Raw genomic sequence first — 24727 nt, forward strand, 5'->3', positions numbered from 1 at the left:
GAGGCATATCCGCCCCATCTCACCGCGACGGATGCTATTCGCCGGCCAGAAACAATCCCGTGGCGAGGACCGAAACGTAACGTGATGTCACTTCGGATTCCCCAGCCACGGGTGTCGGGAGAATTCAATCCCTGTTGGTAATCGTCACCGTTCCGGCCTCGGGATCAATTTCCAGCACATCACCGTTCTGAATCAAATCCGTGACGTCGCCTCTCTCGAACCGGTCACACATGGTCAACCCGGCCAGCGCCGCGCCCTGAGCGAGGATCGTGTTGGCGGTGTTGAACAGGATCGCCTTGGGCGTGACCCCTCGGGCCTTCATCTCGTGCAGCATCCAGGCCGAGGCGACGCCGCCCTTCGACGTGTTCATGACAAGGATTTTGCCGTCATAGCTCTGCCCGGCAAGCGCGTGGTCCGGCCGCGAGAAAACACCCTTGATCCTATCCAGATCATAGCGCGCCGAGAAATTATCCTTTGCAACAAGCGCCTCGCCCTGCACGCTCTCTCCGATACCCTTATGGCAATTCAGCACGATCATTAGACGATCTCCCCTGCGATTGCGGAAGATACGCAATCTTCCATGCTTGCGAGCGCCGGCTCGTAGCCGTAGCCGCCCAGAATGTTCACGATCTTGGCCGAGTTACTCAACAGCCGCTTCCAGCCATTGGCCTCGCCCACTTCGCGCGCGAAACCGTTGTAGAAACATGTGCCGACAAGAACCTTGCCGCCCGCGTTCTCAATCTTTTCCACGAAGCCCATGCGCTGTGCGTCAGGATAGACCTGCGGAGCGGCGCAAGCGAACAGCGGAACCTTCATCTTCTTGCCGTTGCAAAGCGAGGCCACCTGCTCCATCTCGACGAGCGACAGCTGCGGTGCCGCGAATACCACCACGTCCAGCTTGTCACCCTTGCCTCCAAAGCGCGAGCGCATCGCGTTCATGGCATCGGCGTCCAGAACCTCGGTTGTAAGCTTTTCTCCGCCGACCGCTTCAAGGGTCGGTGCCTCCGGCGTTATCCCAGCCAAGTGGAATAGTGGAGTTGAACCATAGCTGGCCATCGCCGCGCCAAGGTGCTTCATCTCGTCCGAGGTCGGCACGACTTCCAATCCCTCGATCACCGGCACTTCCCAGTAGGAACCGACGGTTTTGCCTGCGACCGCGCCAAGGATACCCCAATCGGTCAGCCCCTTTGGCTGTTCGCTGACGCGCAGACGGCGCGTCGCTTGGCGCTTTTCATCGAGGTGTAGACCGTAGCGCGGTGTGCGACCCGTAAGGCCGGCGGCCAGCGCCGAAGGACCGCCCTCGAAGTTTGACCGGGCTCCGCAGGCAGAATTGGCATAGATCACCACTCCAGTATCGCCAAAGGCGACGTGATCGCCACGGATCGGCGGCATGATCGTCTGGTAGTTGATGCACGTGTTGGTCATCATCACGCCCATCTTTTCCAGCGCACCGATGATCCGGCGCTCAAGGCTGGCCATCTCTTCGGTCTGACCCATTGGCTCGTAATAGCTCAGGTCGACGCCGCGCGGATCCGTGATCGTCGGAATTTTCGCTTTGGCACCGTCTCGGGCCAGCCCCTCGAGGAAATCCGCCCCGGCCTCACCGACCGCTTCGGGGTCGCCCATCATATGGGCTTGGCTGACGGGAACCAGATCTTTGGCATCGAACATCCCGCCTACCTTGATCTGATGGTCAATAGCCCACTGCTGGGCCTTTCCCATCTCCCCGGCCAACATGGCCTGTTCTTCGTCTGTTAGGCGCATCACTGCACTCCTTTAGTTCTGTTTGTTATTTCATCTGCCCCGGCAACCAGGTGACAACCTCCGGGAAAAAATAGACGAGGTAGAGCATCGCGACCTGGATCAGGAGAAACGGAAATGCACCGCGTGCCAGCTTCCACAGGTTGATCTTCGAAATGCCGTGGATCGTGAAAAGATTGACGCCGATCGGTGGCGATATCTGCGCGATCTCCATCGCAATGGCAGCAAAGATACCGAAAGCTACCGGGTCCATGCCCAGCTCCATCGCGACCGGAAAAAAGATCGGGATGGAGATAAGCAGCATCGCCGCGCTCTCTAGAAACATGCCCAGAACGATGTAGGCCAGGATGATCAGAGTAATCGCCCATACACCACTTGCATTGTCGATGATGGCCGACGCTATCGATTGCGGTACCTGTTCGAACGTCAGAAAGTGCGCAAAGTATTGGCCGAAGACGATCAGCATGAACAACATCGAGGTCGTCGCGGTAGCTGCCAAGGCCGCGTCCTTGAGCTTTCTCAGGTTCAGACGTCCCTGAAATAGTCCCAGAACGGTCACGTAGATCACGCTAAGTGCGCCCACCTCGGTCGGGGTGAAGAGGCCGGTGTAGATCGCCACGATGATGACCACGGGCAGAATGACCACGCCCAGCGAACTGAAGGTCGTCTTCACTCGTTCCTCGAACGGAATGTCGTGCACAATGCGAACCGAGGGACGCGACAGGAACACGTAGGCCATGAACAGCGTCATCATGATCATGCCGGGGATCACGCCGCCGATGAACAGCTGACCGATCGAGGTCTCGGTGATAACACCGTAAAGGATCAGCGGGATCGACGGCGGGATAATGATGCCCAATGTGCCGCCTCCGGCAACGAAACCGCCGGCGCGGGCCTCACCATATTTCTCCTCGATCAAGAGCGGTATGGCGACCAGTCCGACGGTGGCTGCAGTTGCCACGGAAGAGCCGGAGATTGCAGCGAAGATACCGCAGGCGATGATCGTCGCCACGCCCAGCGAGTTCGGGATCGACCCGGCCCAGGCCTTCGTCACCTCGAACAAGTCGCGCCCTGCGTCAGTTCTCTGCATGATCGTCCCGGTAAAGATGAACAGCGGCAGAGCAATGAGTTCGAAGATCGACGCCCCCTGCCACGCCGTGTTGATCAGCGTTTTGAAAGCCAGGAACGGGTCTTCAATCAGCAAGGCTGCGCCAAATGCCGCCAACCCCATAGACACAAAGACCGGGATGGTCAGCAGCATGCAAGAGAACAGCAGGAAGATCGCTATATAGCCGGCATAATCGTAAAAGAAGTCTTGAAGCATTGTTCAGTCCCCCGACAGATGCAGGTCGAGATCGCCGTCGCCTTGCATGACCTTCACCAAAGTTTGCAGGAAGAGACCGAAGCCTCCGAGCGGGATCGCAAGCGCGGGAATCCACAGCGGAACCTCCAAAAGCGAGGCCGAGACGACTTCGTTTTTGACTAGGTCGGCGACGAAGTAGGCTCCAGCGGCGATAATCAGCAGCGCAAAGACCAAAGTCGAAAGATCCGCGATCAGATTAAAGAGCCATGCACGATGCGGCATTGCGTCTTTAAGCAGAGTGACGCGAAAATGCGCACCGGACTTCACTGCCAACGCATTTCCCATGAAACCAAGGAAAATGAATGCGTAGAGCGTGGTTTCGAAGACCCAAATCGTTGGAGCGCCAAAGGCGCGCGCGATTGCTTCATAGGCAATTGGAACGCTGAGCAATATCATCAGGGCCAGCGAGACATAGGTCATGCCTAAGCCGATCATCTGGGCGAGTCTTATCATGGGCCTTACCTCCGCAAGGTCGCAAAAAGGGTAAAATTCTTGGGTGATGGGTTGGCGGGCCGCCCTGCAGCCCGCCTTGCGTATTCAGTTTGCCGCGCCGGAAACGACTGCCTGCACTTCGGGAGAATAGGTCTCTTTCGCCTTGTCCGTCAGTGCTTCAAGCTGTGCCGCGAAAGCGTTCCACATCTCGCTATCCGGCTCGACGACCGTGACTTCGTTGCCGTTCTCACGCACCTCGTCCAGCAGATCCGCCAGCGCGTCGATCGCGTATTGCTGCATGTGGTCGCGCGCCTCAGTCGCCGCTTCCATCACGATTTCCTGGTTCTCGGGCGACATGGACTCAAACTTATCGCGGTTCATGACGTAGGCGTGGATCAGGGTGCCCATGACGCCATTCGGTACAAACATGTTCGACGTCACCTCGTAGTGCTTCAGTCCAACGGCACCGCCAAGGCCGCCCATTGCACCCTCGACCGTACCGCGCTGCAAAGCTGAATAAATCTCGCCTACCCCCAAGATCGTCGGCACGGCACCCAGGGATTGCAGAAGTTCCGCAGACCCCTTCGAATAGGCCCGGATCGAGCGACCCTCTAGAGCTTCCGGCCCATCGATGGCGAAATTGGTGCTGACCACCGGCGCGCCGATATCGAACATAGCCAGAAGAACAGCACCCTCGTCCTTCAGTTGATCGTTGAAGTACTCGAAGACCGGCATGCCCGGCTTCAGGTTCTCCAACGTCCACTCCATCGAGTGATCCCACAGCGGTGTCGTCAGGATGCCCACGTCCGAGATCCGGCCCGACCAGTTGTCGAGAGTGGTCAGGGAGATATCCATTGTCCCCTGCGGAATTGCCGTGGCCACAAATTGCTGTTTCAGCATCTCGCCGGCCTCGAATGTCTTAAGACGAAATTCACCGCCGGATTTTTCGTCAAGCAGTTCCTCGAACTTGGGAACGAATTGTTCGACCTGATAGTGCTTCGGACTGCCCCAGGTGGACAGGGAAAGTCGTTCCGACGCCGACACGGCACTGCCGCACGCCGCAATTGCGGCAGCTGTAGCCGCTGCAGTGATCCAGTTATTAAGCATGATTTCTCCTCCCAGAAATTAATGCAGCCATCCAGTTTTCAGGAAAGCGCTATATAGTAAAAACATCATAGTAATCTTGCCTGGTCAATGTTTCTCTGTCATAATTTGATGAGATTCATCCAACCCACTGAAGAAAGGGACATTTTTGCGATCGAAACCAAATGATACTGAAGACTTCATTGACCGATACTGGAACGATGACAGCAATCAGCCCAAGCATGAGCGGTTGAAACAAGCCTTTACTCTGGCCATTGCAGAAGGCTTTTGGCTGACCGGCATGAGGTTACCTACCGAGGCCGAACTGGCGCGTTATACCCCGTGCAGTCTCGGCACCGTGCAGCGAGCTTTGCGCGGTTTATCAAGCGACGGTCTTATCGACCGCCGTCGAGGTAGCGGTTCGGTCGTCGTCGATCTCGATGGTCGACTCTCAGATCCATGGCACATACGCTACGTCGCCTCTCAGGACAGCCCGGACAAATATCTTGAACTGCACACTCGGATCGTATCGCGCAAAGAAATTTTCGAGCAGGGGCCTTGGAATGAAGAGCTAGGCGAGACCGGCGGTAGCGTGACAAAAATAGACCGCATTTTCGCTCTAAGCGGCGGGATCAATGTTTATTCGGAATTCTACGCGTTGACTTCTAGATTCCCCGAGTTTCTCGAATTGCCGCAGGACAAGTTGAATGGGCTCAACTTCAAAAAACTGATAGCGGCGAAATACAAATCGCCGACCCAAAAGGTCCGCCAACGACTCAGTTTTGTGCCGACTCCGGATCACGTAGCACAGAGCTGTGGCATTCCAGCCGGAGGTATCTCTCCGGTGCTGAACGTGCTGTCATTCCCACTGATTGGCGAGGCGATATATTACCAGGATTTCTATTTGCCCATGGGTGAAGGCGTTCTGGATTTGGGCTTTGCAATCAGAACCGCATGAATTCGAAAAGTATAGAGGCACCCTTTAGCGGGAGAGCTAGAGTGGCTGGGCAGCGTTAGATTTTCACCTCATAAACATATGATATAAAAGTACTTTAATGGTAAAGCCAACGTGTTAATTCTTCGGCAGTATTGCCGAAATTCCCGGCACGCTTAGCGATTTTCAAACATTGGGCAATCAAGGCCGTGATTTATTCACGTTCGCTTCGTATGAGGCGGGGCCGTTGCATCAACCGTTGGGACATCAGAGAACTCTCTACCCTAGCTAAGGAGGGAGCGATGATCCGGCGTAACCCGTTCGAGCGGCACAGGTTTCTGCGCGAGGTCGTCCTGCGGGCGGTGCGCTGGTACTGCCGCTACCCGTTTTCGTACCGGGACATATGGGATATGCTTGCGGAGCGAGGTATCACGGTCAATGCAAAGGGCCCATCACAAGCAACCAGGCGTCATGAGCGAAATTGCCTTCATCGACGGCCTCTTCAACGCCGCGGCATAACTTCTGGTGACACCGGATCTTTTACTTACACTCTCCGGATGAATGCAAAAGTCCCTTATGAAGAGACACCTTTGGGCAGACTTTGACTTCCAATCGCTTTATGTGCGCGCCGTGTTTGTCTCGACGTTTGCCCTGCCTGTGAGCAGACGAAAATGCTCCGAACTGACCATCTTTTCAGCCGCAGCCTCACCAATCTCGCGACACAGGGAAATTCCGCTTGGATCTTCCATCTTGCGCACGGTCTCAAGCGCCCGGTCACTAAGCTTGATGCCCAGTTCGCGCTCAAGCCAGTCATGCTCCAGCAGGGCGTCGTAACGCTGGAAAGTGAACAGCGGTTCGGGCAGCAGCGACGTGTCCTGCAGGTCGCCGATTTCCGAGTTGATCTTCCATGGTGTGTCAGTGCAGCCGAGCATCTGCATCTGGGTCATGACGTGCGTGCCCGCGTCCGAGATCATGCCGGCCAGCGCCTTGATCGCCAGCCCCGCCGCGGCCATACGCCGAGCCCGCACCGCATCGAGCGTGGGGCGGAACGTGCCGGTGCCCACCGACACGATCAGAAGGTTGTCGGTCCCCGGCGCCCAGTTCAGGCCATAGCCCTTGACGAAGGCCATCTGCATCAGCGCCAGCGCCGGATTGTTGTGCGGCGTCACCCCGCCATCGACGAAAAGCCCGGGCGGCTCCGCGTCGATGATCGAGATCGCCTCGGGGGCGAAGTAATGCGGTGCTGCTGTCGAGGCGCGGACAAGATCGCCCAGCCGATAATGCTTGTTGCCGATGAAACTGCCATCGGCGGGGGTTTCCCAGAACGCGCTTTCGGGGTTGTTCATCAACATCCACGCGCTGCCGGTATCCATGCGTTTCATCACGATGGCGACCAGCGTTTTCAGGTCCTCGGTGCCCAGCGTGCGGTCACCGCAGACCGTGGCGATCTCGCGTTTCAGATTGCGCTCGTTGAACACCGCCTGCAGCCCGATCAGGCGGAAGCGCGACTTCTGGAAAACGCGCGGGGCGAGCTCGTGATAGAAGATCTCGATGTCGCGCACTTCGTAGCCGAGGCTGAGCGTCGTGGCGATGATCGCGCCGGTCGAGGTGCCGCCGACAAGATCGAAATAGTCGCACAGCCGGGCATCGGGCGTGCCGTCGCGCTCGCGCAGCAACGCTTCGATGCGCTTGAGAAACGCCACGGATATGGTGCCGCGCACGCCGCCCCCGTCCAGCGATAGGATCGCGCGGGCGCGGCCCGGGGCCGCCTCGGTCTGGCTCGTGGTCTGCATGCCTGCTCCTCGGACTGCTCCGGTTGATTTCGACCGCACCGCGCCGCCCGTGTCAACGCAAAGGCGCGCCGCGAGCGGTCAGGGAAGGTCCATGGCCCGCGCGGTCTGGGCGCCTTTCCAAGCCTGCAGGTCACCGCTCAGAATATCGACCAGGCGCCAGGACAGGCCGAGTGCCGCGACCGGCGCGATGTCGGTGGTCTCTTTCATATCGTCCTCAAGCGTGCCCAGCCGCTGCAATGCCTGTTTCGCGCGGATTGTCTCGAACTTGAAGTTCAGCTGCACGCGGATGCCGAAAAGTGCCGCACCGGCGGCGGGGAAGAACGCCAGCGCGGCGGCGATATGAACGCGGAATTGCTCTAGCAGTTCGGGCGCGGTGAAGTTGAGCGTCAGCGCCGTGGCCGCGAGGCTCATCGACATCACGAAGAACACGATCCCAACGGCACCCAGCCGCGTGTCCATCCGCGACAGCTGGTGGGCGACGGCCCGGTTATAGTCGATCTGCGAGCGGGTCAGCGTCTTCAGCCGCTCCAGGAATTCCGCCTGCCAGCCCGGTGCCCATAGTGCTTCCACATCCAGCCGTTGCCGGGCGATCCGGTCGATCAGCAGCTCGGGCCAGCCCGTCTGCTCGTCGATCCGGTCGCGCCGGCCGGCCAGCAGAACGCCCGACACCTGCGGCAGGCCGTCCACCAGTCGCAGGCGCTCTGCGATAAAGCGCAGTTGTAGCCAGTTGCCCTGCCAGTCCTGCTTGCGGGCGATGACGAAACTGACGACGATGGAAATCGTCGCGGCGATCTCGATCACGTACGCCAGGCTTTGGGCAACTGGATAGAGCAGCGCGATCAGCGCGGCGCCGATGGCGGCAAAGGCCGACAAAAGGAAGCGGCCCACCGAGGACGAGCGGTATTTCTGGGCATAGACATTCGCCATGAGGTCGGTCTTGGCCGCCGCTCCGGCCACGTCGAACACGCCAAGTTCGCTGTCCGATTGCAGCGCGAGGTTCCTGGCACCCGCCCGCGGGAACAGCTCGGACCGGCGCGGAATTCGGCCGACAGTCAGCCACATCAGCAACTGGTATTCGAGGCGCAGCATCAAAGCCGGCACGCGCGAGGTCTGGAAAGCGGCATAGCCGGTCTCGGCCTCTTTCTCGTCGGTAACGACGGTCAGGCTGTCGAGCAGCGCGCCGATGCCGGTGGCGGCGTTGGTGCGGTACTGGCGCGGATCGGATTGCGGCAGGCGGCTCTGGGCGATCATGCCGCGCCAGAAACAGGGCATCTGCGCCGGGTCCTCGTCGCCCGCGCGGGCGAACATCATGATCCCGGCATGAAGGGCCGCGTGAAACAGCGTCGGCACGGCATCCATCAACCCGCCCTCGCCTGGCATCCAGCCCTTTGGCGCCACGATGCAGTCCGCCCGCGCGATCATCTCTGCCGGGTCGTTCCCTGCCTCGGCAGCGGAGGCGGACCGCACCACGGCAACGACCCCCCGCCCTTCGACGGCCTGGCGCAGAAAGGCCAGAATGGGGTCGTCATCGGACGTGTCGACGGCCCAGATGACGAGGTTTCTGGCGGACAGGGAAACAGCGTTGGCGTTGGTCATCGGCGGCTCTGGTCGGTGCAATGAGGTGAAGCGTTCAGGTCCCGGCGGAGGCGGACAGCAGCGCCTGGAAATCGGCGGGCGACAGGCTGGCGACTGGCCGCTCGGTGACATGCGGCGGGGTCTGCCCGGGCGCAAGGTGTAGCAGCGTGGCCTCCGAGGCCGGCGCGCCGGGGCGCAGATGCAGGACCGGACGGCCGGCCTTGAGCATGTGGTCGATCACGTCCGCAGTGCCGCCGGGGCCCCGGCCCGCCTGCCCGTCCCAGACCGCCAGCAGCAGATCGGCATGCCGCACCAGGTACGCACCGAGCGCCGCATAAGCCGCCTGCGCGCGGTCACGTGTGCCGGGCAGTTCGGTCACCCGGTCGGCCTCTGCCAGCAGCGCGTCGAACGTGTCGCGTTCAGCGCTTTGCGCGAAATCCTCGGCATAGACGGCAGCCGGAAACGGCAGCACCGCATGCACGCGCCCGACCCGGTCCCGTGCGGCGCGGGCGGCCGCGCTGTCGGTCCCGGCCGCAAGCCCGGTCAGCAGTTCGAATCCGCCCTGCGGCCGCACCTGGTCCAGCAATGCGCCGAGTGCGGGCGCCAACGCGGCCTCCCATCCCGCGGGCAGCCGGTTCGGCCTGTGTCCGGTCACCCCGATCGTGATCCCTGCGGCTTGGCCCGTCATCGTTCCTGCATCGGTGCGCGCCGCACCGTTTTCGTTAAAATCCGAGGCGGACATTGACACGATCCGCAATTCCCATGCAAGTTCCGGTCGGGGTCCCCAAGGTGCAAATCGTTTTCTCGCCGGGGAAAGTTAGTATGAAGTTAAAACTATTATCGTTTGCCACCTCCTTTCTGATCGCCCTTGGCGCCACGCTGGCGCAAGCCGGAGTGAACCTGAAAAACGGCAATTTCTACATCAGCTACACCGATATTTACCTCGGGGACGGGGCCTACAGTTTGACGCGAACCTACAATTCACGCGCCTCGGGCAGCGGATGGTTCGGCTCCGGCTGGGGCTCCGAACTGGAGACCCGGTTGCAGATTCTCGGAGATGGCAGCGTGGAGTTGACCTATATCGGGTCTGGCTCAACCAAGATCTTCTCGTCGCCATACCGCTCCAATACCGACCTCGACGCGATGCTTGACACGATGCTCGCCGCCTACGAGCGGACCGGACGTTTTGCCTCGGACAATGCCGCCCGCGCCGCCCGCAGCATGCTGGCCCGCGATTCCGAAACGCGCCGGACGCGCTACCGAGACCTGCTGCAGCGTGGGCTGGTTCCCGCAGCCGACATCCCCGTCGGCACCGAGCTGCGCTCGCGCGACATGGGCGAGGCTGGCGCGGTCATCACCCGCGAAACCGCCGGCTATTACTATCGGTCGAACCGAAAGATGATGCGCTTCGACCTGCAAGGAAACCTGATCGAGGAACGGGCCAGCACGAATGACGGCGTGCCCTATCATTTCCGCCTGCGCTATGACGCCAAGGGACACCTGCGCGAGATCATTCCCGTTGACTTCGACCCGTTCCGGGCGGAAACCGATTCCAAAGGCCGGATTCTTTCCCTGCGCCAGGGCAAAGGCGACGAGGCAGCTTACACCGAATACAACTATGATACCGATGGCCGGCTGATCCGCAGCCGGGACATGGCAGGCAACGTCTATCGCTTCGACTACGATGAGCGCGACAACATGACGGCCATTCTCTACACCGACGATAGTAGCTATCGCATCGGCTACACGGACGACAGCCACGTCGCCCGCACCGTGGAGCGTAACGGCACGATGACGCGCTACGACTACGGCGACCTGCCCATCAGCGATTCCGATGTCGTGGAAAGCTACTACACCGAAACACGGACCTACGCCTCCGGCGATGCCGAGACCCCATCCCGCACCCGCCGCGAGGAATGGGAGATCAGTGCCGACGCCTTCGGCAAACGCTACACCTCCCGCCAGCTGATCGCGCAGAACGGGGTAGAGTCCGAATGGCGCTATCACGCCTGCGGCCAGCCCACGCTGAAGCGGCGCGGCGACCGGATGGCCGAGTTCGACTATAACGACCGCTGCCAGATGACTATGAAGCGGCAGGATGGCGTCGAGACCCGGCTGACCTACGATCCGCGCAGCGACAAGATTGCCTCCGTCGAAACCTTTGACGAGCGCACCGAGCGCACAACCCGCTCGGAATACAGCTATGACTACCGCGGCAACCTCGTCAAAGCTTCGGACGACAATGGGCGAACCGTCGAACTGGAATATTCCCGCGAGGACCGGATTGACCGGATCATCGACCAGGATGGCCAAGTCATGCGCTTTACCTACAACGCGACGGGCAAGCCCATCCGGATCGAGATCCTGGGCACTGGTGCCATCGACGTGGAATACGACGCGTCGGGCGAGATCGAGAACGTCGAAAGCGACGCGGGCCACGCCATGGCCCTGCGCGTGACGCAATCCTTCCAGGCGCTGCTGTCGCTCGTTCAGCCCGCCGGCATCGACTTCAGCCTCTGACCCCGGGAAACGGACCATGCAAGACACGACCAGCGCCGAGGCGCGGCCCGAACTGAAAATCTTTCTGTCCTCGCCCGGTGACGTCAACGAGGAACGCGTGCTGGCCAACAGGGTGCTGGCGCGCCTGACAGACCGCTACGCGCCGGTGGCCCGGATCACGCCGGTGATCTGGGAACACGAGCCGCTGCTGGCCTCCAGCACCTTTCAGGACCAGATCGAAAAGCCGTCGGCCACCGATATCGTGGTCTGTGTGCTGTGGTCCCGGCTTGGCACCCGCCTGCCCGCCCACATCACCCGCGACGACGGCACCCGGTACGACAGCGGCACCGAGTTCGAGTTCGAGGACGCCTTCGAGGCCCTCAAGCGCACGGGCCGGCCTGACCTGCTGGTCTATCGCAAGATCTCCGAACCGCTGATCAGCCTGGCCAACGATGTCGAGGCCGAGGAACGCCTGCGCCAGAAGCGCGCACTCGACGGGTTCATCCAGAAGTGGTTCCATGATCAGGATGGCTCGCTGATGGCCGCGTTCCATTCCTTCGGCGACAGTGCCGAATTCGAGGACGCGTTCGAGATGCATCTCGACAAGCTGATCCAGCGCCGCCTGCGCGACATGGGGCTCGACCCCGACGCCGCCGCGGCGATGGCGGCCGACCCGGGCACCGGCGACGCGCCGGATTGGGAAGGCTCGCCTTTCCGGGGCCTGGAAACCTTCGAGTTCGAACATGCGCCGGTCTTTTATGGCCGTACCCAAGCGATTTCGCAGGTGCTGGCCAACCTGCGCCGGCAATCGGCCAGCGGCCAGGCCTTCGCGCTGGTGCTGGGGCGCAGCGGCGGCGGCAAGTCCAGCCTGGTGCGCGCGGGCGTGCTGCCCCTGCTGGTCGAGCCGGGCGTGATCGAGGGCGTGGGCCTCTGGCGCCGCGCGATCTTCCGACCCAGTGCGGCCAGTGGAGACCTTTTCGACGCCTTCGCAACCGCCCTTGTCGCCCCCCATGCGCTGCCGGAGCTGACCAGCGACGGCACGACGGTCAAGGAACTGGGCCAGATGCTGCGCGATGCACCGTCCGCGACCGCGCCGCTGATCAAGGGGGCGTTGTCACAGGCGGCGCAGGCGGCGGCCTATGACGACGCGCAGACAGTGCTGGACGGGATGCAGGGTGCCCCGCAAGAGGAACGCGACACCGCGCGTCAGGCCATCGTCTCGGCTCCACCCCAGGCCCGCCTCGTCCTTCTTGCCGACCAGCTGGAAGAGCTCTTTTCGGACAGCGCCATCAGCGATGCCGAGCGCACAGCATTCCTGGTTTCCATGGCGGCGCTGGCGCGGACCGGTCGGGTCTTCGTGCTGGCCACGCTGCGCAGCGATTTCTATCACCACGCCATGTCCTATCCCGCGCTGGCCGAGCTGAAGGGCGAGGCCGGCCAATACGATCTCGCGGCGCCCACGGCGGCCGAGATCGGCCAGATCATCCGCATGCCCGCCCGCCGCGCCGGGCTGCATTTCGAGGAACATCCCGACACCGGCGCCCGGCTGGACGACACGCTGCGCGACGTGGCCACGGAAGAGCCCGACAGCCTGCCACTGCTGGAATTTACGCTGGAAGAGCTCTACCGCGAACGCGCCCCGAACGGCGCCCTGACATGGGAGGCCTATGACCGCCTCGGCGGCGTGGCCGGGGCGCTGGGACGCCGGGCCGAGGATATCTTTCAGTCGCTTAGCCCGGCGGCACAGGACGCCCTGCCCCGCGTGATGCGCCTGTTGGTCGATGCCGGCCTTCAGGATGGCCGCGCCGCCACCAAGCGCCCGGCGGCGCTGGACCGCTTTGCAGAGGGCACGCCAGCGCGGGAATTCGTCGATGCCTTCACCGCCGCCCGGCTCTTCGTGGCGGGCACCAATGACGCGGGCACGCCTGTTGTCGCCATGTCGCACGAGGCGCTGTTGCGCTCCTGGCCACGGCTGGTCGAGTGGCTGGAACGGGACCGCGAGCTCTTGCGGATGCGCGCGCGCCTCGCCTATGCCGCGCGCCGCTGGGAAGAGGCGTCGCGGGACACGCAGCTTCTGCTGCCGCCCGGCCGGGCCCTGGACGAGGCACAGTCGCTCCAAACCGAGGGCGGCTTCGACCTGACAGAGGATGAGCGCGACTTCATCGTCCGTTCGGGACGCCGCCAGAAACGCGCCCGCCGGGTCAAGCAACTTGCCATGGCCAGCCTCGCGGTGCTGACCTGTCTTGCCATGGGCGCCGCCTGGGTGGCCAACGACCAGCGCGCGCTGGCCATGCGCAACGCCGATATCGCCGAGGCCGAACGCAACACGGCGGAACTCGAACGCGCCCGCGCCACCGAAAACGAGGCCACCGCGAACAGCCGCCTGAACGAGCTTTTCCTTGAACGGGGCCGCCAGGCGATCCTGGGCGGCGCGCCGCAGGACGCAATGTTGATCCTCGGTTCGGCCTATGCCCGCTCGGGCGACGCCCGCAGTGGCGCGCTCTTTTCGCAGGCGCGAAATCTGGCTTCGATGCGAGCGGGCTCGGTGCCCGCCCATACCGATGCGGTGAGCGTGATCGTAACCGGCTCCGACGGGCTGACGGCCTCGGCCGCGCCGGACGGCACAATCGCGCTGCGCGACCAGGCCACCGGCGCCCCGGTCGCCACCACCGCCATGCCCGGCACCGCGGTGCGCGCACTGGCGTTGTCGCCCAATGGAACCGGGTTGGCCGCCGCGGGCGACAGCGGCGAGATCCTGCTGCACGATATCGAAACCGGCCAGGAACGCACGCTGACGGGCCATTACCAGGCCGTGACGCAGCTGCTCCATTCACCCGACGGCACCCGGCTGGCTTCGACCTCCGACGACAACACCACGCGGATCTGGAACCTTGCAAGCGAGAGCTCGGTGCTGGAACTGGTCGAGCCCACCGCGCCGCCGGTTTTCGCGCGGTTCCTGCCGGACCGGGGCCAGGTGGTGACGGTCTCGCGCGACGGCTATCTGACGCTGTGGGATGACAGCACCGGCGCCCGCGCCGCCCGACAGCAACTGGGTGACGCGGGCCGTGTTACCGGCGCGACGCTTCTGGGCGCGACTGGGGCGCTGGCGGTTATCACGGACGCCGCCGAGGTGATCGTGGCGCGCCTGGACGACGACCCCGAGATCGCCTGGCGGGCCGAGCGGTCGGCACGTTCGGTGTCGTCGGATGACAGCGGCCAGGCGCTGCTTCTGGGCACCGATCACGGCATGGTCGTGCTGTCCCCGCAGGACGGGCAGGTTCTGCAAGCCGCACCCGAAATGCCCCGCCGGCGGTTGACCGGCACCGCGCTGTCGCCGGATGGCGCCCTGATCGCCGCGCTCGACGATGCCGGGGACGTGTCGATCTCCGATGCCGCCAGCGGACGGATAATCGCCACGATCAGTGGGCACGACACCGCCGGCACCACGCTGGCCTTCGGTCCCGACTCGCTGCGCCTGGTCACCGGCGCCCGCGACGGCACGGTGACCTTCTGGGACCTAGCCACCGTCCAGCCCTGCACCCTGACCGACGGGCCGGGCCACGCGGTCGCATTCTCGGGCGACGGCGCGTTGGTTGCAGCGGGCGATGCGGACGGCACGCTCCATCTCATGGACCCAGAAAGCTGCACGCCACACCAAATCCACGACGTCATCCCGCGCGGCGAGCGCGTGCAAGCCATCGCCTTTTCTCCCGACAGCCGCAGCGTCGCGGTGGCCGGGGGCTCGGATGTCGTGCTGCTCGATATTCAAAGCGGCGAAACGCTCTGGTCGCACAGCGTCCGGCAAGGCATGTTCGCCACCAGCGTCGGGTTCTCGCCCGACGGCGCCGAACTGGTAGCGGGGATGCGCTCGCGCGAGCTGAACCAGTCCTTTGACGGCGCCTGGGTGATCCTTGATCCGGCGGACGGCGCAACCCTTCAGAAAAGCGCCCACAGCGACAAAACCTCGGTGGCCCGCTCGTATTTCAGCACCAACCCCGAATATCTTCTCAGCGAGAACGAGGCCGGGTTGAGCCTGTGGTATCGCAGGAACGGCGAGCGCCGCCACCGGATCGTCACAGACGAGGATCCCGCCATCGCCTACCTTGCCTCGGGGGACCGCTTCTTCGTCGGTCTTTCCACGGGCGAGGTCGAAGTCCTGCGTCACACCGGCAGTGACCTGCTGATCTTTCAGGCGCATGACACGCCGGTCACCGCCATCGCCACGAACGAGACCGGCACGTTGCTGGCCACCGGCGCCCGCAATGGCGCGGCGTCGGTCTGGAACGCGCAGACCGGCCAGCTTGTGGCCCGGCTCGACGCCCATGCCGCGCCGGTCGAGGCGGTGACGTTCCTACCCGGCTCGGGTCATGTCGCGGCCCTGTCGCGGGACGGGCGGATCAACCTGTCGGAACCCGCCACCGGCGCCACCATCGCGGCCTTCGACGGCCCGGCCGGGCTGCGTGTCCGCATGGCCGCGGGGCCGGACGGGCAATGGTTCGCCACCGCCTCGGGGCGCGGCCCGGCCCGCCTTTGGCAGGTGCCCCAGCCCGACGTGCCCCAAGACGCCGTCATCGCCGCTATCGAAGCGGAGACGCCCTGGGGCCCCGGCGCCGAAAGCGACCTGCCGAAAGGACAGTGGCAAACCCTCGCCTTCCAGGCGCTGCTGGACCAGTCCGGGGCCGGTCAGGACAGCCCCGAGGCATTGTCCATCGAAGAGCGGCAGCGAATCGAACTGGGCCGCATCGCCGGTGCGCGCGGCGACGCCCTGGCCGCCGACCGCGCGTGGCGCGACCTGACCGACGTGCTGCCGCCCGCCTACCAGTTGGCCGCACGCTGGAACGCGGCCGCCCTCGAAGGCTTGCACACCACCATCGACACCCATGCCGACCGGGTCGAGACGATACGCTTTGCGCCCGATGCCAGTTACCTTGTGTCGGTCGACTGGACGGGAATGCTGTTGGTCACCGACACCGACGGCTGGGCCGAACGCTTCCGTCTGGAAGATGGATTCAAGGGCCACCTGGCGATCCGGCCCGACGGCTCGGAAATCCTGGCCACCCGGGAAGGTGGCGGCGGGGTCGTACTGGATGCCGAAACAGGGACCGCGCGGCTCGAAAATGAGGGCGACGTCGCGAACGTGCAATGGTCCGCCGATGGCTCCCGCTTCGCGCTCTTTCCCGAGCTTGGCCCGCCCACCCTGCTGGATGCCGACAGTGCCCAGGTGCTGGCCTCCTTTCCCGATGCTGACCCGCGTTCCGACGCCTACGCCATCGCACCGGATTTCTCAGCGGTTGCCCAGCCCGTCCCGGGCGCGGTCAGCCTGATCGACCCGATAACGCGCAGCCCGATCACCCGGCTGGAGGGTCCGACGGGCACCGCGCGGGCAGAGCTTGTCGTGTTCTCGCCCGATGGCACGCAGGTGGCGGTTGCCTGGTCAGAGCACAGCGCCGGCATTTACGCGGCAACGGACGGAACCCTGCTGCACAAGGTCGAGGACAGGGTCTTGCGGATGGTCTTTTCTCCCGATGGCCAAGATCTCGCGATCGAACTCTGGGGCTCTTCCGCGCCCACGCTCCTCGTCAGCACCGAAGATTGGCGCAGCCGTGCGGAGCTGAAGGGCCGCATCGCTGTGGACGAGACCTTTCTGAAAGACAGCGACCTTGTCGCGACCGCTGTCGGGGACACCACGCAAGGCGTCTTGCTTCACGCCCGCGACAGCGGCGCGCTGGCCGGCGCCTATTACGGCCACGCCACGGGCTGGAGCCGACTAGCCACTGCGCGCGACAGTCGCTGGCGTGTCACCACCTCGGGCGACGGGGTCCTGCGGGTGTGGGACAATACGATCACGTCCGGGCTCGGCTTGAAAGATATGCTTGATTTCACGCCCTCGGAGGACCCCACGCTGTTGGCCCAAAGCAGTGACGGGATGATCCGGATAGAGCGGGACCCCACCGGACACGCGAAATTGGTGCAGAGCGGCGGCGAAGGCGAAGTGCTCCGCACCCGTGCCATCAATACGAGCAAGGGCATCGTGACAGCGGCGGCCTTCGCAGACGACGGCAGCTGGTTCCTGACCGGTGAGGACACCGGCACAGTACAGGGCCGAAACACCGAGAACGGGTCACTGATATTTAGCCTTGTCGAGGCTTGCGATGGCTCCGTAGGCGACGTTCAACTCATGCAACGCGAGCGGGCCGTGGTGGTGCGGTGTGCGGACGATGGCACCAAGTTGTTCGCTCAAACAACGGGACAGCTTCTGCTTCGGATGCCGACGCTTGATCAGAGATAAGTTGACAGGACCCCGGGGCACGCTTGCACTTCGTCGAGCTGTTTGACAGATTCCTTTCTTGTGCCCGCGAGTCAGGTAAGAAAACGGATCAGGCGATTTCGTAGGCGACAGAGCCAACCCCAGCGATGGCTTTGAAATAGGTAACATCGGTCAGGCCTTTGCCCGACAGGCCATTACGTAGCAATTTACCGAGAGTAGAGCTCCTTCGGGCGGTTGGCCTTGTCGTGGAACTCGTCAGCCGCCTTGATCACCACATGGGCTGGTGCCGTGATCAGACCTTCGGCTTTGAGGATACGATATGCTGATGACCCGGAGGCAAAATTCCGCTTTTCGTCGGTGTATTTGACCGCCAGTTCGCACGGCGTCAGATCTTCGTGGTCGAGCGCGAACTCTAAAATGGCTTCACGGACATCATTTGGTATGCGACTCCGGATTGACCCGGGCCGAGGAGAACGGTCGGCAAGCGCATCAGTCCCACCCTCGACCCGCCCCGCATACATTCAGACTTCGCCGGAAAAATCAGCGGGTTTTTTTGACACCTTCCACGTCATGCAGGAAAACGATAGCCCGGATATCGGTTAGGTCGTAGCGCACATCGACCATCAAGTGTGATGCCCAAGCCCAGTGTGGCCCCCGACGCGGCATCGAGGGCGACACTTATCGTGGGACGCCCAATCCAGTTTACAAAAAGCACACCCAAGACGCCTTACGAAGCGCTCAGAGAGAAGCTATAATTAACGAACGGGATGTCCCGCGAGCAACCGCACCTTACACATTTGGCATTTATGCGGGGTCGTGCTTGGGGGGTAGATTGAAGCATGAAATGAACGTGCGAACCAAGTCCGGGGCGCCCGTGATCTGCACACTAACCGGTTCGGGGGCCGCTCCACCATAGAAGACCGCCGCAAGGGAGAGAGCGGCGGGGGCTTCGAACCGCAAGTCGGGTTCTCTCGCATCACCACGCGTTACGGGCATCGCACCGTTGGCAAGCCGGGCGGTGAATTGCGCGGTCCCGATGGTAAAGAGCACTTCCGCTTCCAAGTTTCGCGCCAACTCGGCATCGAGCATCGTTCGCAGCGATAGCATGAAGGAAGCCGGTGACAGGGGAAGCGTTGGATCGTGCAACGGTGAGGCGGCGGCCCACCGGCCCAGTTCCTGAATGATCGGTTCCGCGGCGTAGCCCCATTCGGTCAGGCCGTAGAGCTGTGCAGGTGCAGGTTCGGGCGCGGTCGAGCGCAGGACCACGCCGTTTGCTTCGAGCCCAGCGAGCCGTTCGGTCAACACCTTGGCACTGATCCCTGGCAAGTTTGTGCGAATGTCGCTGAAGCGCCGCGGCCCGAACATCAATTCGCGCACGATCAGAAGCGACCAGCGTTCTCCCAGAAGCTCAAGGCCGAAAGCCGTTCCGCAGGCATCGCCGTACCAGCGGCCATGGGGGTTTTTTGCCGATTTGGTTTCTTTTTGTAACTTCATGGTTGCTTTTTATAATCTCATTCTCGTACCCTGTCCATATCGACGACGCGACTCAGGAGGTAACGCGATGTCACAGATGATCTTCATAAACCTGCCCGTGGCAGACCTCGAGCGTTCCATGGCGTTCTACGAGGCGATCGGTTTCACCAAGGATACCAGATTTACCAATCACCTCGCTGCGAGCATGGTCTTATCGGACGAGATCCGGGTGATGTTGCTGACCCATGAATTCTGGTCGAGCTTCACCGACCGGCGCCGGGTCGACCCCGCGACCGAAGCACAGGTGCTGCTGTGTATCAGCCGTGCGGACCGTGAGGCGGTGGATGCCATCACCGACGCAGCTGTGGCTGCGGGCGGCGCGGGCGATCCTTGTCCGGTGCAGGAGCACGGGTTCATGTACGGCCGCAGCTTTGCCGATCCTGACGGACATATCTGGGAGCCCATGTGGATGAGCGCCGAGGCGGTCGAGAAGGGGCCGGCGGAGATGTCCCATGCCGATTAAGGCGGACGCCCCGATCACGATCACCGCCTTCGATTGGGTGCCGGATTTCGCCAAGGGGCAGGTCCGTGACCTGCGTGTTCGCTGGGCGCTGGAAGAGGTCGGTCAGAATTATTCCGTTCGCTGCCTTCCGCAGGGGCAGCAGAAGGAGGCCGCGCACCGTGCTCTGCAACCGTTCGGGCAGGTGCCAACCTACGAAGAGGGCGACCTGACGCTGTTTGAAAGCGGCGCCATCGTCTGGCATATCGCCGAACGGTTTCCCGGCCTCATCCCCAAGGACTCCGCCGGGCGCGCGCGCGCGCTTGAATTGCTTTTCGCCGCGCTGAACACACTGGAGCCGCCAATCATGGATCGCTCCATGGCGACGATCTTCGAGGCCACCGAACCCTGGTCGGCGCCGCGTTTGCCGGGGATTGACACGAGGATCGCGGAACGGTTGCAGGGGGCGTCGGATCGGCTCGGGGCGGCAGAGTGGTTCACGGGCCGCTTCAGCGCGGGTGACCTGATGATGGTCAGCGTTCTTCGGATCATCGAAGGCGAAGGGTTGATCGAAACCTTCCCCAATCTCGCCGACTATGTCGCGCGGGGCACGGAACGGCCCGCCTTTCAGAGAGCACTGGCCGCGCAAATGGCCGATTTCACGGGTAATCCGCCGCCCGGTTTCGACGCATGGATGGCGGAGCTTCAAGCCATACAAGGAGAGTCGACATGACCTATATTGCTGGATTCCTCACCCCCGTCCCGAACGGGAACAAGGAGGCTTATATCGCAAGCGCCCGCAAGGCCTGGCCGCTTTTCAGGGAGTACGGAGCCTTGCAGATCATGGAAACTTGGAGCGATCAGATCCCCGAAGGCAAACACACCGATTTCAATCGCGCGGTGGCACTGGAGGACGGTGAGTCCGTCTGCTTTTCGTGGATGATTTGGCCGGACAAGGAAACGCATGACAAATGCGGCGCCAGCATGCAGACCGACCCGCGCTGGCAGGACATGGACATGCCCTTCGATGGCAAGCGCATGATGTGGGGCGGCTTTACCCCGATATTCGAGGACAGTGCCTGAACTGTGATCAATGCAAGGTCTGGCTAATTGACGGGCAGCAGTTCTGACCGGGTGTCGGACGGCTCCCGCAGATACCGGCGTGACGCTCCGATGCACTGTCAAAACTGCCCTTTGAAAGGAGAAAGACGATGACGAAACGAAAGGCGGCTGTGTTCCTCTGGTTTGATACCGAGGCTGAAGCGGCGGCGGAGTTCTATGCCGCCACCTTCCCGGACAGCCATGTGGACAACGTGATCCGCGTGCCCGAAGGAGCGCCGAGCGCGCCAGCCGGGACCGTTCAGGTGGTCGAGATGACGCTTCTCGGCCTGCCTTATGCGCTGCTTAATGCCGGTCCGCATGTGCAACCCAACGATGCCTATTCGCTGCAGGTCTATACCGAGGACCAGGCCGAGACGGACCGGCTCTGGGATGCCATCGTGGGCAATGGCGGAGAGCCCATCATGTGCGGCTGGTGCAAGGATCGCTGGGGCTATCGCTGGCAGATTACTCCGAGAGTCCTGATGGAGGCGCTGTCGCATCAGGACCGGGACGCTTCGGCGCGGGCGCAGGCCGCGATGATGGAGATGCAAAAGATTGATATCGCGGGCATCGAAGCGGCCTTGCAGGGCGCGAACTGAGAAAAGAGGTCACGATGCCCCGAGTTATCCGCAGCCCGGACTGCGGGAACTCTCCGAAGAATCGCTTCGTTGAAGATATCGCGATCGCCTTGGAAACCGGCATATTCGACCCAGAAGCCTTCGATCCCGCGGTAACATGGGAAACCTCATCCACCCGGCGGATCGTCGGGAGAACAGCCGTTTTGGAAGCCCTGCCAGCTGAACGAGCTCCGGCGAAGGTTATCGTCGAACACGCGATCTCCCACGGTAGAGTTGGCGCTGCGAGCGGAGAGGTGATCCGAGCGAATGGCGAGACGTCCCGCTTCTGTCACGTACTCGAGTTCACGAGCCTCCGAGCCAATCATGTCGAGAGAGTAAAAAGCTATGATTGATTGTCCAGATCTTTGCTGTTTCCCACACTGCGGACCTTGGCCTTCCAGTGCATCCTGCACGAGGTCACGGACGACCGCTTCAGGGAAGCCACATCGCAGCGTTGACCATCCCGGCTAAGGTCAGCTGTGGGCCGTGAATGGCCACAATCGCGAGGTTAGCAGCTTCGCTTCCACCGGACTTGATCAACCCGTGGAAAAGGAATTGACCGGTAGGGCAAACTACCTGATCAGGCAAAAGCTCCGCGAAGTGAGAGTTAGCGGTTACTCCTGGGCAATGGCAGAATTCAGCAATCGACAGGTGACAACCGAAAAGAAGACGCCCGATCGGATCCGGCCAAGAGCACCCCCTCCCCAAATAATTTCCGAAAACAAAAGATCACCCAAGCCTCTGATAAATAGAGGTAATCTGTGGTAAACAACCTTCCGCGGCACGAAAAAATATCTGCGCCCCTAGAAAATCTGTAGGCGTGCGCGTATTTTTTCGCGCGCACGTGTGGAAAATCAGCATCTTGGCGCCGCTTTAAGCGCAAATTATTTCGGCTTCCACGCCCATATTTTTTCGCTTCATTGCCGAAGCTCTGTTGCAATCACACGCAGCACCAGAAATCCGATGTAGAAGACGAGATTTGAGGGCGTTGTCAACGGAGCCTCAAGTTTTCAATACCCTGTTGAAGGTATTCATGTAGCCTCTCCATCGGCGATAGCACGCAATAAAGGTCCGGAAGCGGAAGTTCACTTCGGGTTGATCAAATGGCAGCTCTACCTGAAGAAACTGACGTTCGATATTGACGGTCAGGAGATGCGCAAGCGCTCAATAGATTTGTCGGCTGCGGGCTTGGACCAGCCTTTTGCCGCAAGCGGCTTCTGCGGCCAATAACATTCCAACTTGCTTGCGCAGGTCATGGGGAGGATGGTGTTGTCCTCAGAGCGGCCAGGGCCTCTGCGTGTAGGGGAGCGCTGGCGGCGGCGATAACCTTGCCGTCCGATGCCAATGTGAGAGGCTCGCCTTGCCAGTCGGTGATCACACCACCCGCCCCTTCGATCACCGGGATGAGCGCCATGTAGTCATAGGGGTGCAAGTCCATCTCGAACAGCAGGTCGACATGTCCCGCGGCCAAAAGGCCGTAGCCGTAGCAATCGCCGCCGAACCGTCGCATGGCAGCCTTTTCCGATAGCTTCTCGAACTGCGCCAGTCCGGCCGTGTCGAAACTGTCCGGGCTGGTCGTGTAGAGGATCGCTTCGCCCAAGGCCGTTCGCCCGCTGGTCTGGCAGGGCGTGCCGTTGAGTGTTGTGCGCTGGCCGCGCTGGCCGATCCAGCGTTCGCCGGTGGGCGGAATCGAGATCACCCCGAGTTCTGGCGTGCCATCGGAGAGGCAGGCGATCAGCGTGCCGAAGGTGGGCATACCGGACAGGAAGCTCTTGGTGCCATCAATCGGGTCGATGACCCAGATGTGCGGGGACTCCAGTCGCGCGCTCGCCTGTTCCTCTCCCAGAATGCCGTGAGTCGGGAACGCTTGCGTGATCTGCCGGCGCATCTCGGCCTCGATGGCGCGGTCGGCTTGTGTGACAGGCGAGTCGTCGTCCTTTGCCTCGATTTCCAGCGGTTTGCGGAAGTAGGTCATGGCCATGGCGTCCGTAACGTCGGCCAAACCTTCAGCGAACTGTGCGAGCCGGTCCGTTTCCGGAAAGGTCGAAAGAGACTGCATGATTTTTCCTCAAATGCGGGGAACGGGGGGCCGCGAAGGTGCGCTTTGAAAATTTATCGTAGACAAATGCCACAAAAACGCAAGACTACACAAATAACCCCAGACTCGAATTCCGTGTCGGGCAACCAGAACGGACCATCGCAAGGGTCCGCAGTCTTCCGGATACAGGCCCGGACCAACAGAACTGAACCAACAAGGAGATCACCATGAACACCTGGACACAGACCACCGCGCTGTCGATCGCGGCGCTTTGCCTTGCCGCACCAACGCTGGCCGATGAACTGACCGTCTACACTGCCCTCGAGGAAGAAGAAATCGCGGCCTACGTGGAAGCGGCACAGGCCGCCATGCCGGACACCGAGATCAATGTCCTGCGCTTGTCCACTGGCAAGCTTGGTGCGCGGCTGCTGGCCGAAGCCGAGAATCCGCAGGCTGACGTGATCTGGGGTTGGGCTGTCAGTGCGATGATGGACCCGCAGATCCTTGAAATGCTGGAACCCTACGAGGCTGCCGGCTCCGACGTGCTGCCCGAGAAATTCCGCAGTGGCGACGGCAAGTGGTTCGCCCCAATCGGCTATATGGGCGCCTTCTGCGTGAACACCGCACGGCTCGAGGAAAAGGGCCTGCCGATGCCGTCAAGCTGGGCCGACCTGGAAGACCCTGCATTCAAAGACGAGATCCTGATGCCCGATCCAAACTCCTCGGGCACCGGCTACCTGCACGTCAACGCCGTGCTGCAAAGCATGGGCGAAGAGGCCGGCTGGGCACAGCTGGACGCGGTCGATCCCAACATGGCGCAATACACCTCTTCGGGTTCAAAACCATGCAAATCTGCCCGCGTGGGTGAATATACAGTCGGCATTTCGCTGGCATTCACCGCGATGCAGTCGATCGAGGAAGGCTACCCGCTGGCGATGGTCTTTCCCGAGGGCGGTGTGGGCTACGAGTTGGAAGCGTCGGGACTGATGGCAAGCTCGGACAACAAAGAAGCGGCGAAAGCCTTCCTTGATTGGACCATGTCCGACGAGGCGATCGGCCTTTACCAGACCTACAAGGCGCTGATCACTGTGCCGGGTGTCGATGCATCGGAGGCGGCCGAGAAAGCCGGCCTTCCGGCTGAAATCTCGACGATCCTGGCGGATGTTGACTTCGTCAAGGCGGCGGAGGATCAGATGGCCGTAAAAGATAAGTGGAAAGAAAAATTCGGGCGCTGAGCCCGAGACTGGGGCGGCCTTGGCCGCCCCGACACTTGACGGGCCGGTCGCGAACC

Annotated in this window: 20 protein-coding genes and 1 pseudogene; 10 read left to right on the forward strand and 11 right to left on the reverse strand. The window is 62.1% G+C overall.

Features of this window, described 5'->3' with window-relative positions:
- Positions 1 to 124: 124 nt before the first annotated feature.
- From RBB18_RS04130 to RBB18_RS04150, 5 genes are all read right to left on the reverse strand, one after another.
- A complete protein-coding gene (locus tag RBB18_RS04130) occupies positions 125 to 538 on the reverse strand; it encodes an aconitase X swivel domain-containing protein (protein WP_103762704.1) in 414 nt (137 codons plus the stop codon).
- Positions 538 to 1764 (reverse strand): aconitase X catalytic domain-containing protein, encoded by a 1227-nt coding sequence (locus tag RBB18_RS04135; protein ID WP_103762703.1) that lies wholly within the window; start codon positions 1762 to 1764, stop codon positions 538 to 540. The genes RBB18_RS04130 and RBB18_RS04135 overlap by 1 nt, the downstream gene beginning before the upstream one ends.
- Before the next feature lie 25 nt (positions 1765 to 1789).
- The gene (locus RBB18_RS04140; RefSeq protein ID WP_103762702.1) at positions 1790 to 3085 is read right to left on the reverse strand and encodes a TRAP transporter large permease; all 1296 of its coding nucleotides are present in this window, start codon (positions 3083 to 3085) and stop codon (positions 1790 to 1792) included.
- 3 nt (positions 3086 to 3088) lie between these two features.
- The gene (locus tag RBB18_RS04145) at positions 3089 to 3577 is read right to left on the reverse strand and encodes a TRAP transporter small permease (RefSeq protein ID WP_306110291.1); all 489 of its coding nucleotides are present in this window, start codon (positions 3575 to 3577) and stop codon (positions 3089 to 3091) included.
- 84 nt (positions 3578 to 3661) lie between these two features.
- Entirely contained in the window at positions 3662 to 4663 is a 1002-nt protein-coding gene (locus RBB18_RS04150) for a TRAP transporter substrate-binding protein (RefSeq protein WP_306110292.1), read from the reverse strand.
- A gap of 145 nt (positions 4664 to 4808) precedes the next feature.
- Here RBB18_RS04150 and RBB18_RS04155 point away from each other — a divergent pair, with 145 nt between their 5' ends.
- Positions 4809 to 5597: a GntR family transcriptional regulator gene (locus RBB18_RS04155; RefSeq protein ID WP_170067166.1), complete on the forward strand. Its 789-nt coding sequence runs from the start codon at positions 4809 to 4811 to the stop codon at positions 5595 to 5597.
- Positions 5598 to 5875: 278 nt separating this feature from the next.
- Positions 5876 to 6013, forward strand: a pseudogene (locus RBB18_RS04160) (IS6 family transposase); the annotation flags it as partial.
- Positions 6014 to 6190: 177 nt separating this feature from the next.
- Here the strand turns inward: RBB18_RS04160 and RBB18_RS04165 are convergent.
- From RBB18_RS04165 to RBB18_RS04175, 3 genes are all read right to left on the reverse strand, one after another.
- Positions 6191 to 7366, reverse strand: a complete 1176-nt coding sequence (locus RBB18_RS04165; protein ID WP_103762698.1) for a patatin-like phospholipase family protein — start codon at positions 7364 to 7366, stop codon at positions 6191 to 6193.
- A gap of 78 nt (positions 7367 to 7444) precedes the next feature.
- Entirely contained in the window at positions 7445 to 8962 is a 1518-nt protein-coding gene (locus tag RBB18_RS04170) for a hypothetical protein (RefSeq protein ID WP_306110293.1), read from the reverse strand.
- A 34-nt stretch (positions 8963 to 8996) separates the two neighbouring features.
- Positions 8997 to 9683, reverse strand: coding sequence for a hypothetical protein (locus RBB18_RS04175; RefSeq protein WP_306110294.1), 687 nt, complete (start codon positions 9681 to 9683; stop codon positions 8997 to 8999).
- 80 nt (positions 9684 to 9763) lie between these two features.
- Between RBB18_RS04175 and RBB18_RS04180 the strand changes: the two genes are divergently transcribed.
- Positions 9764 to 11461: an RHS repeat domain-containing protein gene (locus RBB18_RS04180; protein WP_306110295.1), complete on the forward strand. Its 1698-nt coding sequence runs from the start codon at positions 9764 to 9766 to the stop codon at positions 11459 to 11461.
- A 16-nt stretch (positions 11462 to 11477) separates the two neighbouring features.
- The gene (locus RBB18_RS04185) at positions 11478 to 17729 is read left to right on the forward strand and encodes a PQQ-binding-like beta-propeller repeat protein (protein WP_306110296.1); all 6252 of its coding nucleotides are present in this window, start codon (positions 11478 to 11480) and stop codon (positions 17727 to 17729) included.
- 185 nt (positions 17730 to 17914) lie between these two features.
- Here RBB18_RS04185 and RBB18_RS04190 read toward each other — a convergent pair whose 3' ends face one another.
- Together RBB18_RS04190 and RBB18_RS04195 are read right to left on the reverse strand one after the other, a co-directional pair.
- Positions 17915 to 18229, reverse strand: a complete 315-nt coding sequence (locus tag RBB18_RS04190; protein ID WP_103762693.1) for a helix-turn-helix domain-containing protein — start codon at positions 18227 to 18229, stop codon at positions 17915 to 17917.
- A gap of 283 nt (positions 18230 to 18512) precedes the next feature.
- Positions 18513 to 19202 (reverse strand): helix-turn-helix domain-containing protein, encoded by a 690-nt coding sequence (locus RBB18_RS04195; RefSeq protein ID WP_306110297.1) that lies wholly within the window; start codon positions 19200 to 19202, stop codon positions 18513 to 18515.
- Positions 19203 to 19269: 67 nt separating this feature from the next.
- Here RBB18_RS04195 and RBB18_RS04200 point away from each other — a divergent pair, with 67 nt between their 5' ends.
- The 5 genes from RBB18_RS04200 (at position 19270) to RBB18_RS04220 (ending at position 21751) form a co-directional block, all read left to right on the forward strand.
- Positions 19270 to 19704 (forward strand): VOC family protein, encoded by a 435-nt coding sequence (locus RBB18_RS04200; RefSeq protein WP_103762691.1) that lies wholly within the window; start codon positions 19270 to 19272, stop codon positions 19702 to 19704.
- Positions 19694 to 20413: a glutathione S-transferase family protein gene (locus tag RBB18_RS04205; RefSeq protein ID WP_306110298.1), complete on the forward strand. Its 720-nt coding sequence runs from the start codon at positions 19694 to 19696 to the stop codon at positions 20411 to 20413. Before RBB18_RS04200 ends, RBB18_RS04205 begins: the two co-directional genes overlap by 11 nt.
- Positions 20410 to 20763, forward strand: a complete 354-nt coding sequence (locus tag RBB18_RS04210) for a DUF1428 domain-containing protein (RefSeq protein ID WP_306110299.1) — start codon at positions 20410 to 20412, stop codon at positions 20761 to 20763. The genes RBB18_RS04205 and RBB18_RS04210 overlap by 4 nt, the downstream gene beginning before the upstream one ends.
- A gap of 128 nt (positions 20764 to 20891) precedes the next feature.
- Positions 20892 to 21380: a VOC family protein gene (locus RBB18_RS04215; protein ID WP_274592816.1), complete on the forward strand. Its 489-nt coding sequence runs from the start codon at positions 20892 to 20894 to the stop codon at positions 21378 to 21380.
- A 14-nt stretch (positions 21381 to 21394) separates the two neighbouring features.
- On the forward strand, positions 21395 to 21751 hold the full coding sequence (locus RBB18_RS04220) for a hypothetical protein (protein WP_306110300.1): 357 nt from the start codon (positions 21395 to 21397) through the stop codon (positions 21749 to 21751).
- Positions 21752 to 22650: 899 nt separating this feature from the next.
- On the opposite strand, the gene hisN is transcribed toward RBB18_RS04220, so the two are convergent.
- Positions 22651 to 23457 carry a histidinol-phosphatase gene (gene hisN, locus RBB18_RS04225; RefSeq protein WP_274592815.1) on the reverse strand — a complete coding sequence of 269 codons (807 nt, stop codon included), beginning with the start codon at positions 23455 to 23457 and terminating at the stop codon, positions 22651 to 22653.
- Between the two features lie 206 nt (positions 23458 to 23663).
- Here hisN and RBB18_RS04230 point away from each other — a divergent pair, with 206 nt between their 5' ends.
- Positions 23664 to 24671 carry an ABC transporter substrate-binding protein gene (locus tag RBB18_RS04230; RefSeq protein ID WP_103762685.1) on the forward strand — a complete coding sequence of 336 codons (1008 nt, stop codon included), beginning with the start codon at positions 23664 to 23666 and terminating at the stop codon, positions 24669 to 24671.
- Positions 24672 to 24727: the final 56 nt, after the last annotated feature.

Origin of the sequence: Roseovarius sp. MMSF_3298 (assembly GCF_030733705.1) — a bacterium.
Lineage (GTDB): Bacteria > Pseudomonadota > Alphaproteobacteria > Rhodobacterales > Rhodobacteraceae > Roseovarius > Roseovarius confluentis.

Bases quoted from the DNA above. Each gene is read 5' to 3' on its own strand.
- RBB18_RS04130 (WP_103762704.1), bottom strand. From the start codon at position 538: ATGATCGTGCTGAATTGCCATAAGGGTATCGGAGAGAGCGTGCAGGGC.
- RBB18_RS04135 (WP_103762703.1), bottom strand. From the start codon at position 1,764: ATGCGCCTAACAGACGAAGAACAGGCCATGTTGGCCGGGGAGATGGGA.
- RBB18_RS04140 (WP_103762702.1), bottom strand. From the start codon at position 3,085: ATGCTTCAAGACTTCTTTTACGATTATGCCGGCTATATAGCGATCTTC.
- RBB18_RS04145 (WP_306110291.1), bottom strand. From the start codon at position 3,577: ATGATAAGACTCGCCCAGATGATCGGCTTAGGCATGACCTATGTCTCG.
- RBB18_RS04150 (WP_306110292.1), bottom strand. From the start codon at position 4,663: ATGCTTAATAACTGGATCACTGCAGCGGCTACAGCTGCCGCAATTGCG.
- RBB18_RS04165 (WP_103762698.1), bottom strand. From the start codon at position 7,366: ATGCAGACCACGAGCCAGACCGAGGCGGCCCCGGGCCGCGCCCGCGCG.
- RBB18_RS04170 (WP_306110293.1), bottom strand. From the start codon at position 8,962: ATGACCAACGCCAACGCTGTTTCCCTGTCCGCCAGAAACCTCGTCATC.
- RBB18_RS04175 (WP_306110294.1), bottom strand. From the start codon at position 9,683: ATGTCCGCCTCGGATTTTAACGAAAACGGTGCGGCGCGCACCGATGCA.
- RBB18_RS04180 (WP_306110295.1), top strand. From the start codon at position 9,764: ATGAAGTTAAAACTATTATCGTTTGCCACCTCCTTTCTGATCGCCCTT.
- RBB18_RS04185 (WP_306110296.1), top strand. From the start codon at position 11,478: ATGCAAGACACGACCAGCGCCGAGGCGCGGCCCGAACTGAAAATCTTT.
- RBB18_RS04190 (WP_103762693.1), bottom strand. From the start codon at position 18,229: ATGTATGCGGGGCGGGTCGAGGGTGGGACTGATGCGCTTGCCGACCGT.
- RBB18_RS04195 (WP_306110297.1), bottom strand. From the start codon at position 19,202: ATGAAGTTACAAAAAGAAACCAAATCGGCAAAAAACCCCCATGGCCGC.
- RBB18_RS04200 (WP_103762691.1), top strand. From the start codon at position 19,270: ATGTCACAGATGATCTTCATAAACCTGCCCGTGGCAGACCTCGAGCGT.
- RBB18_RS04205 (WP_306110298.1), top strand. From the start codon at position 19,694: ATGCCGATTAAGGCGGACGCCCCGATCACGATCACCGCCTTCGATTGG.
- RBB18_RS04210 (WP_306110299.1), top strand. From the start codon at position 20,410: ATGACCTATATTGCTGGATTCCTCACCCCCGTCCCGAACGGGAACAAG.
- RBB18_RS04215 (WP_274592816.1), top strand. From the start codon at position 20,892: ATGACGAAACGAAAGGCGGCTGTGTTCCTCTGGTTTGATACCGAGGCT.
- RBB18_RS04220 (WP_306110300.1), top strand. From the start codon at position 21,395: ATGCCCCGAGTTATCCGCAGCCCGGACTGCGGGAACTCTCCGAAGAAT.
- hisN (WP_274592815.1), bottom strand. From the start codon at position 23,457: ATGCAGTCTCTTTCGACCTTTCCGGAAACGGACCGGCTCGCACAGTTC.
- RBB18_RS04230 (WP_103762685.1), top strand. From the start codon at position 23,664: ATGAACACCTGGACACAGACCACCGCGCTGTCGATCGCGGCGCTTTGC.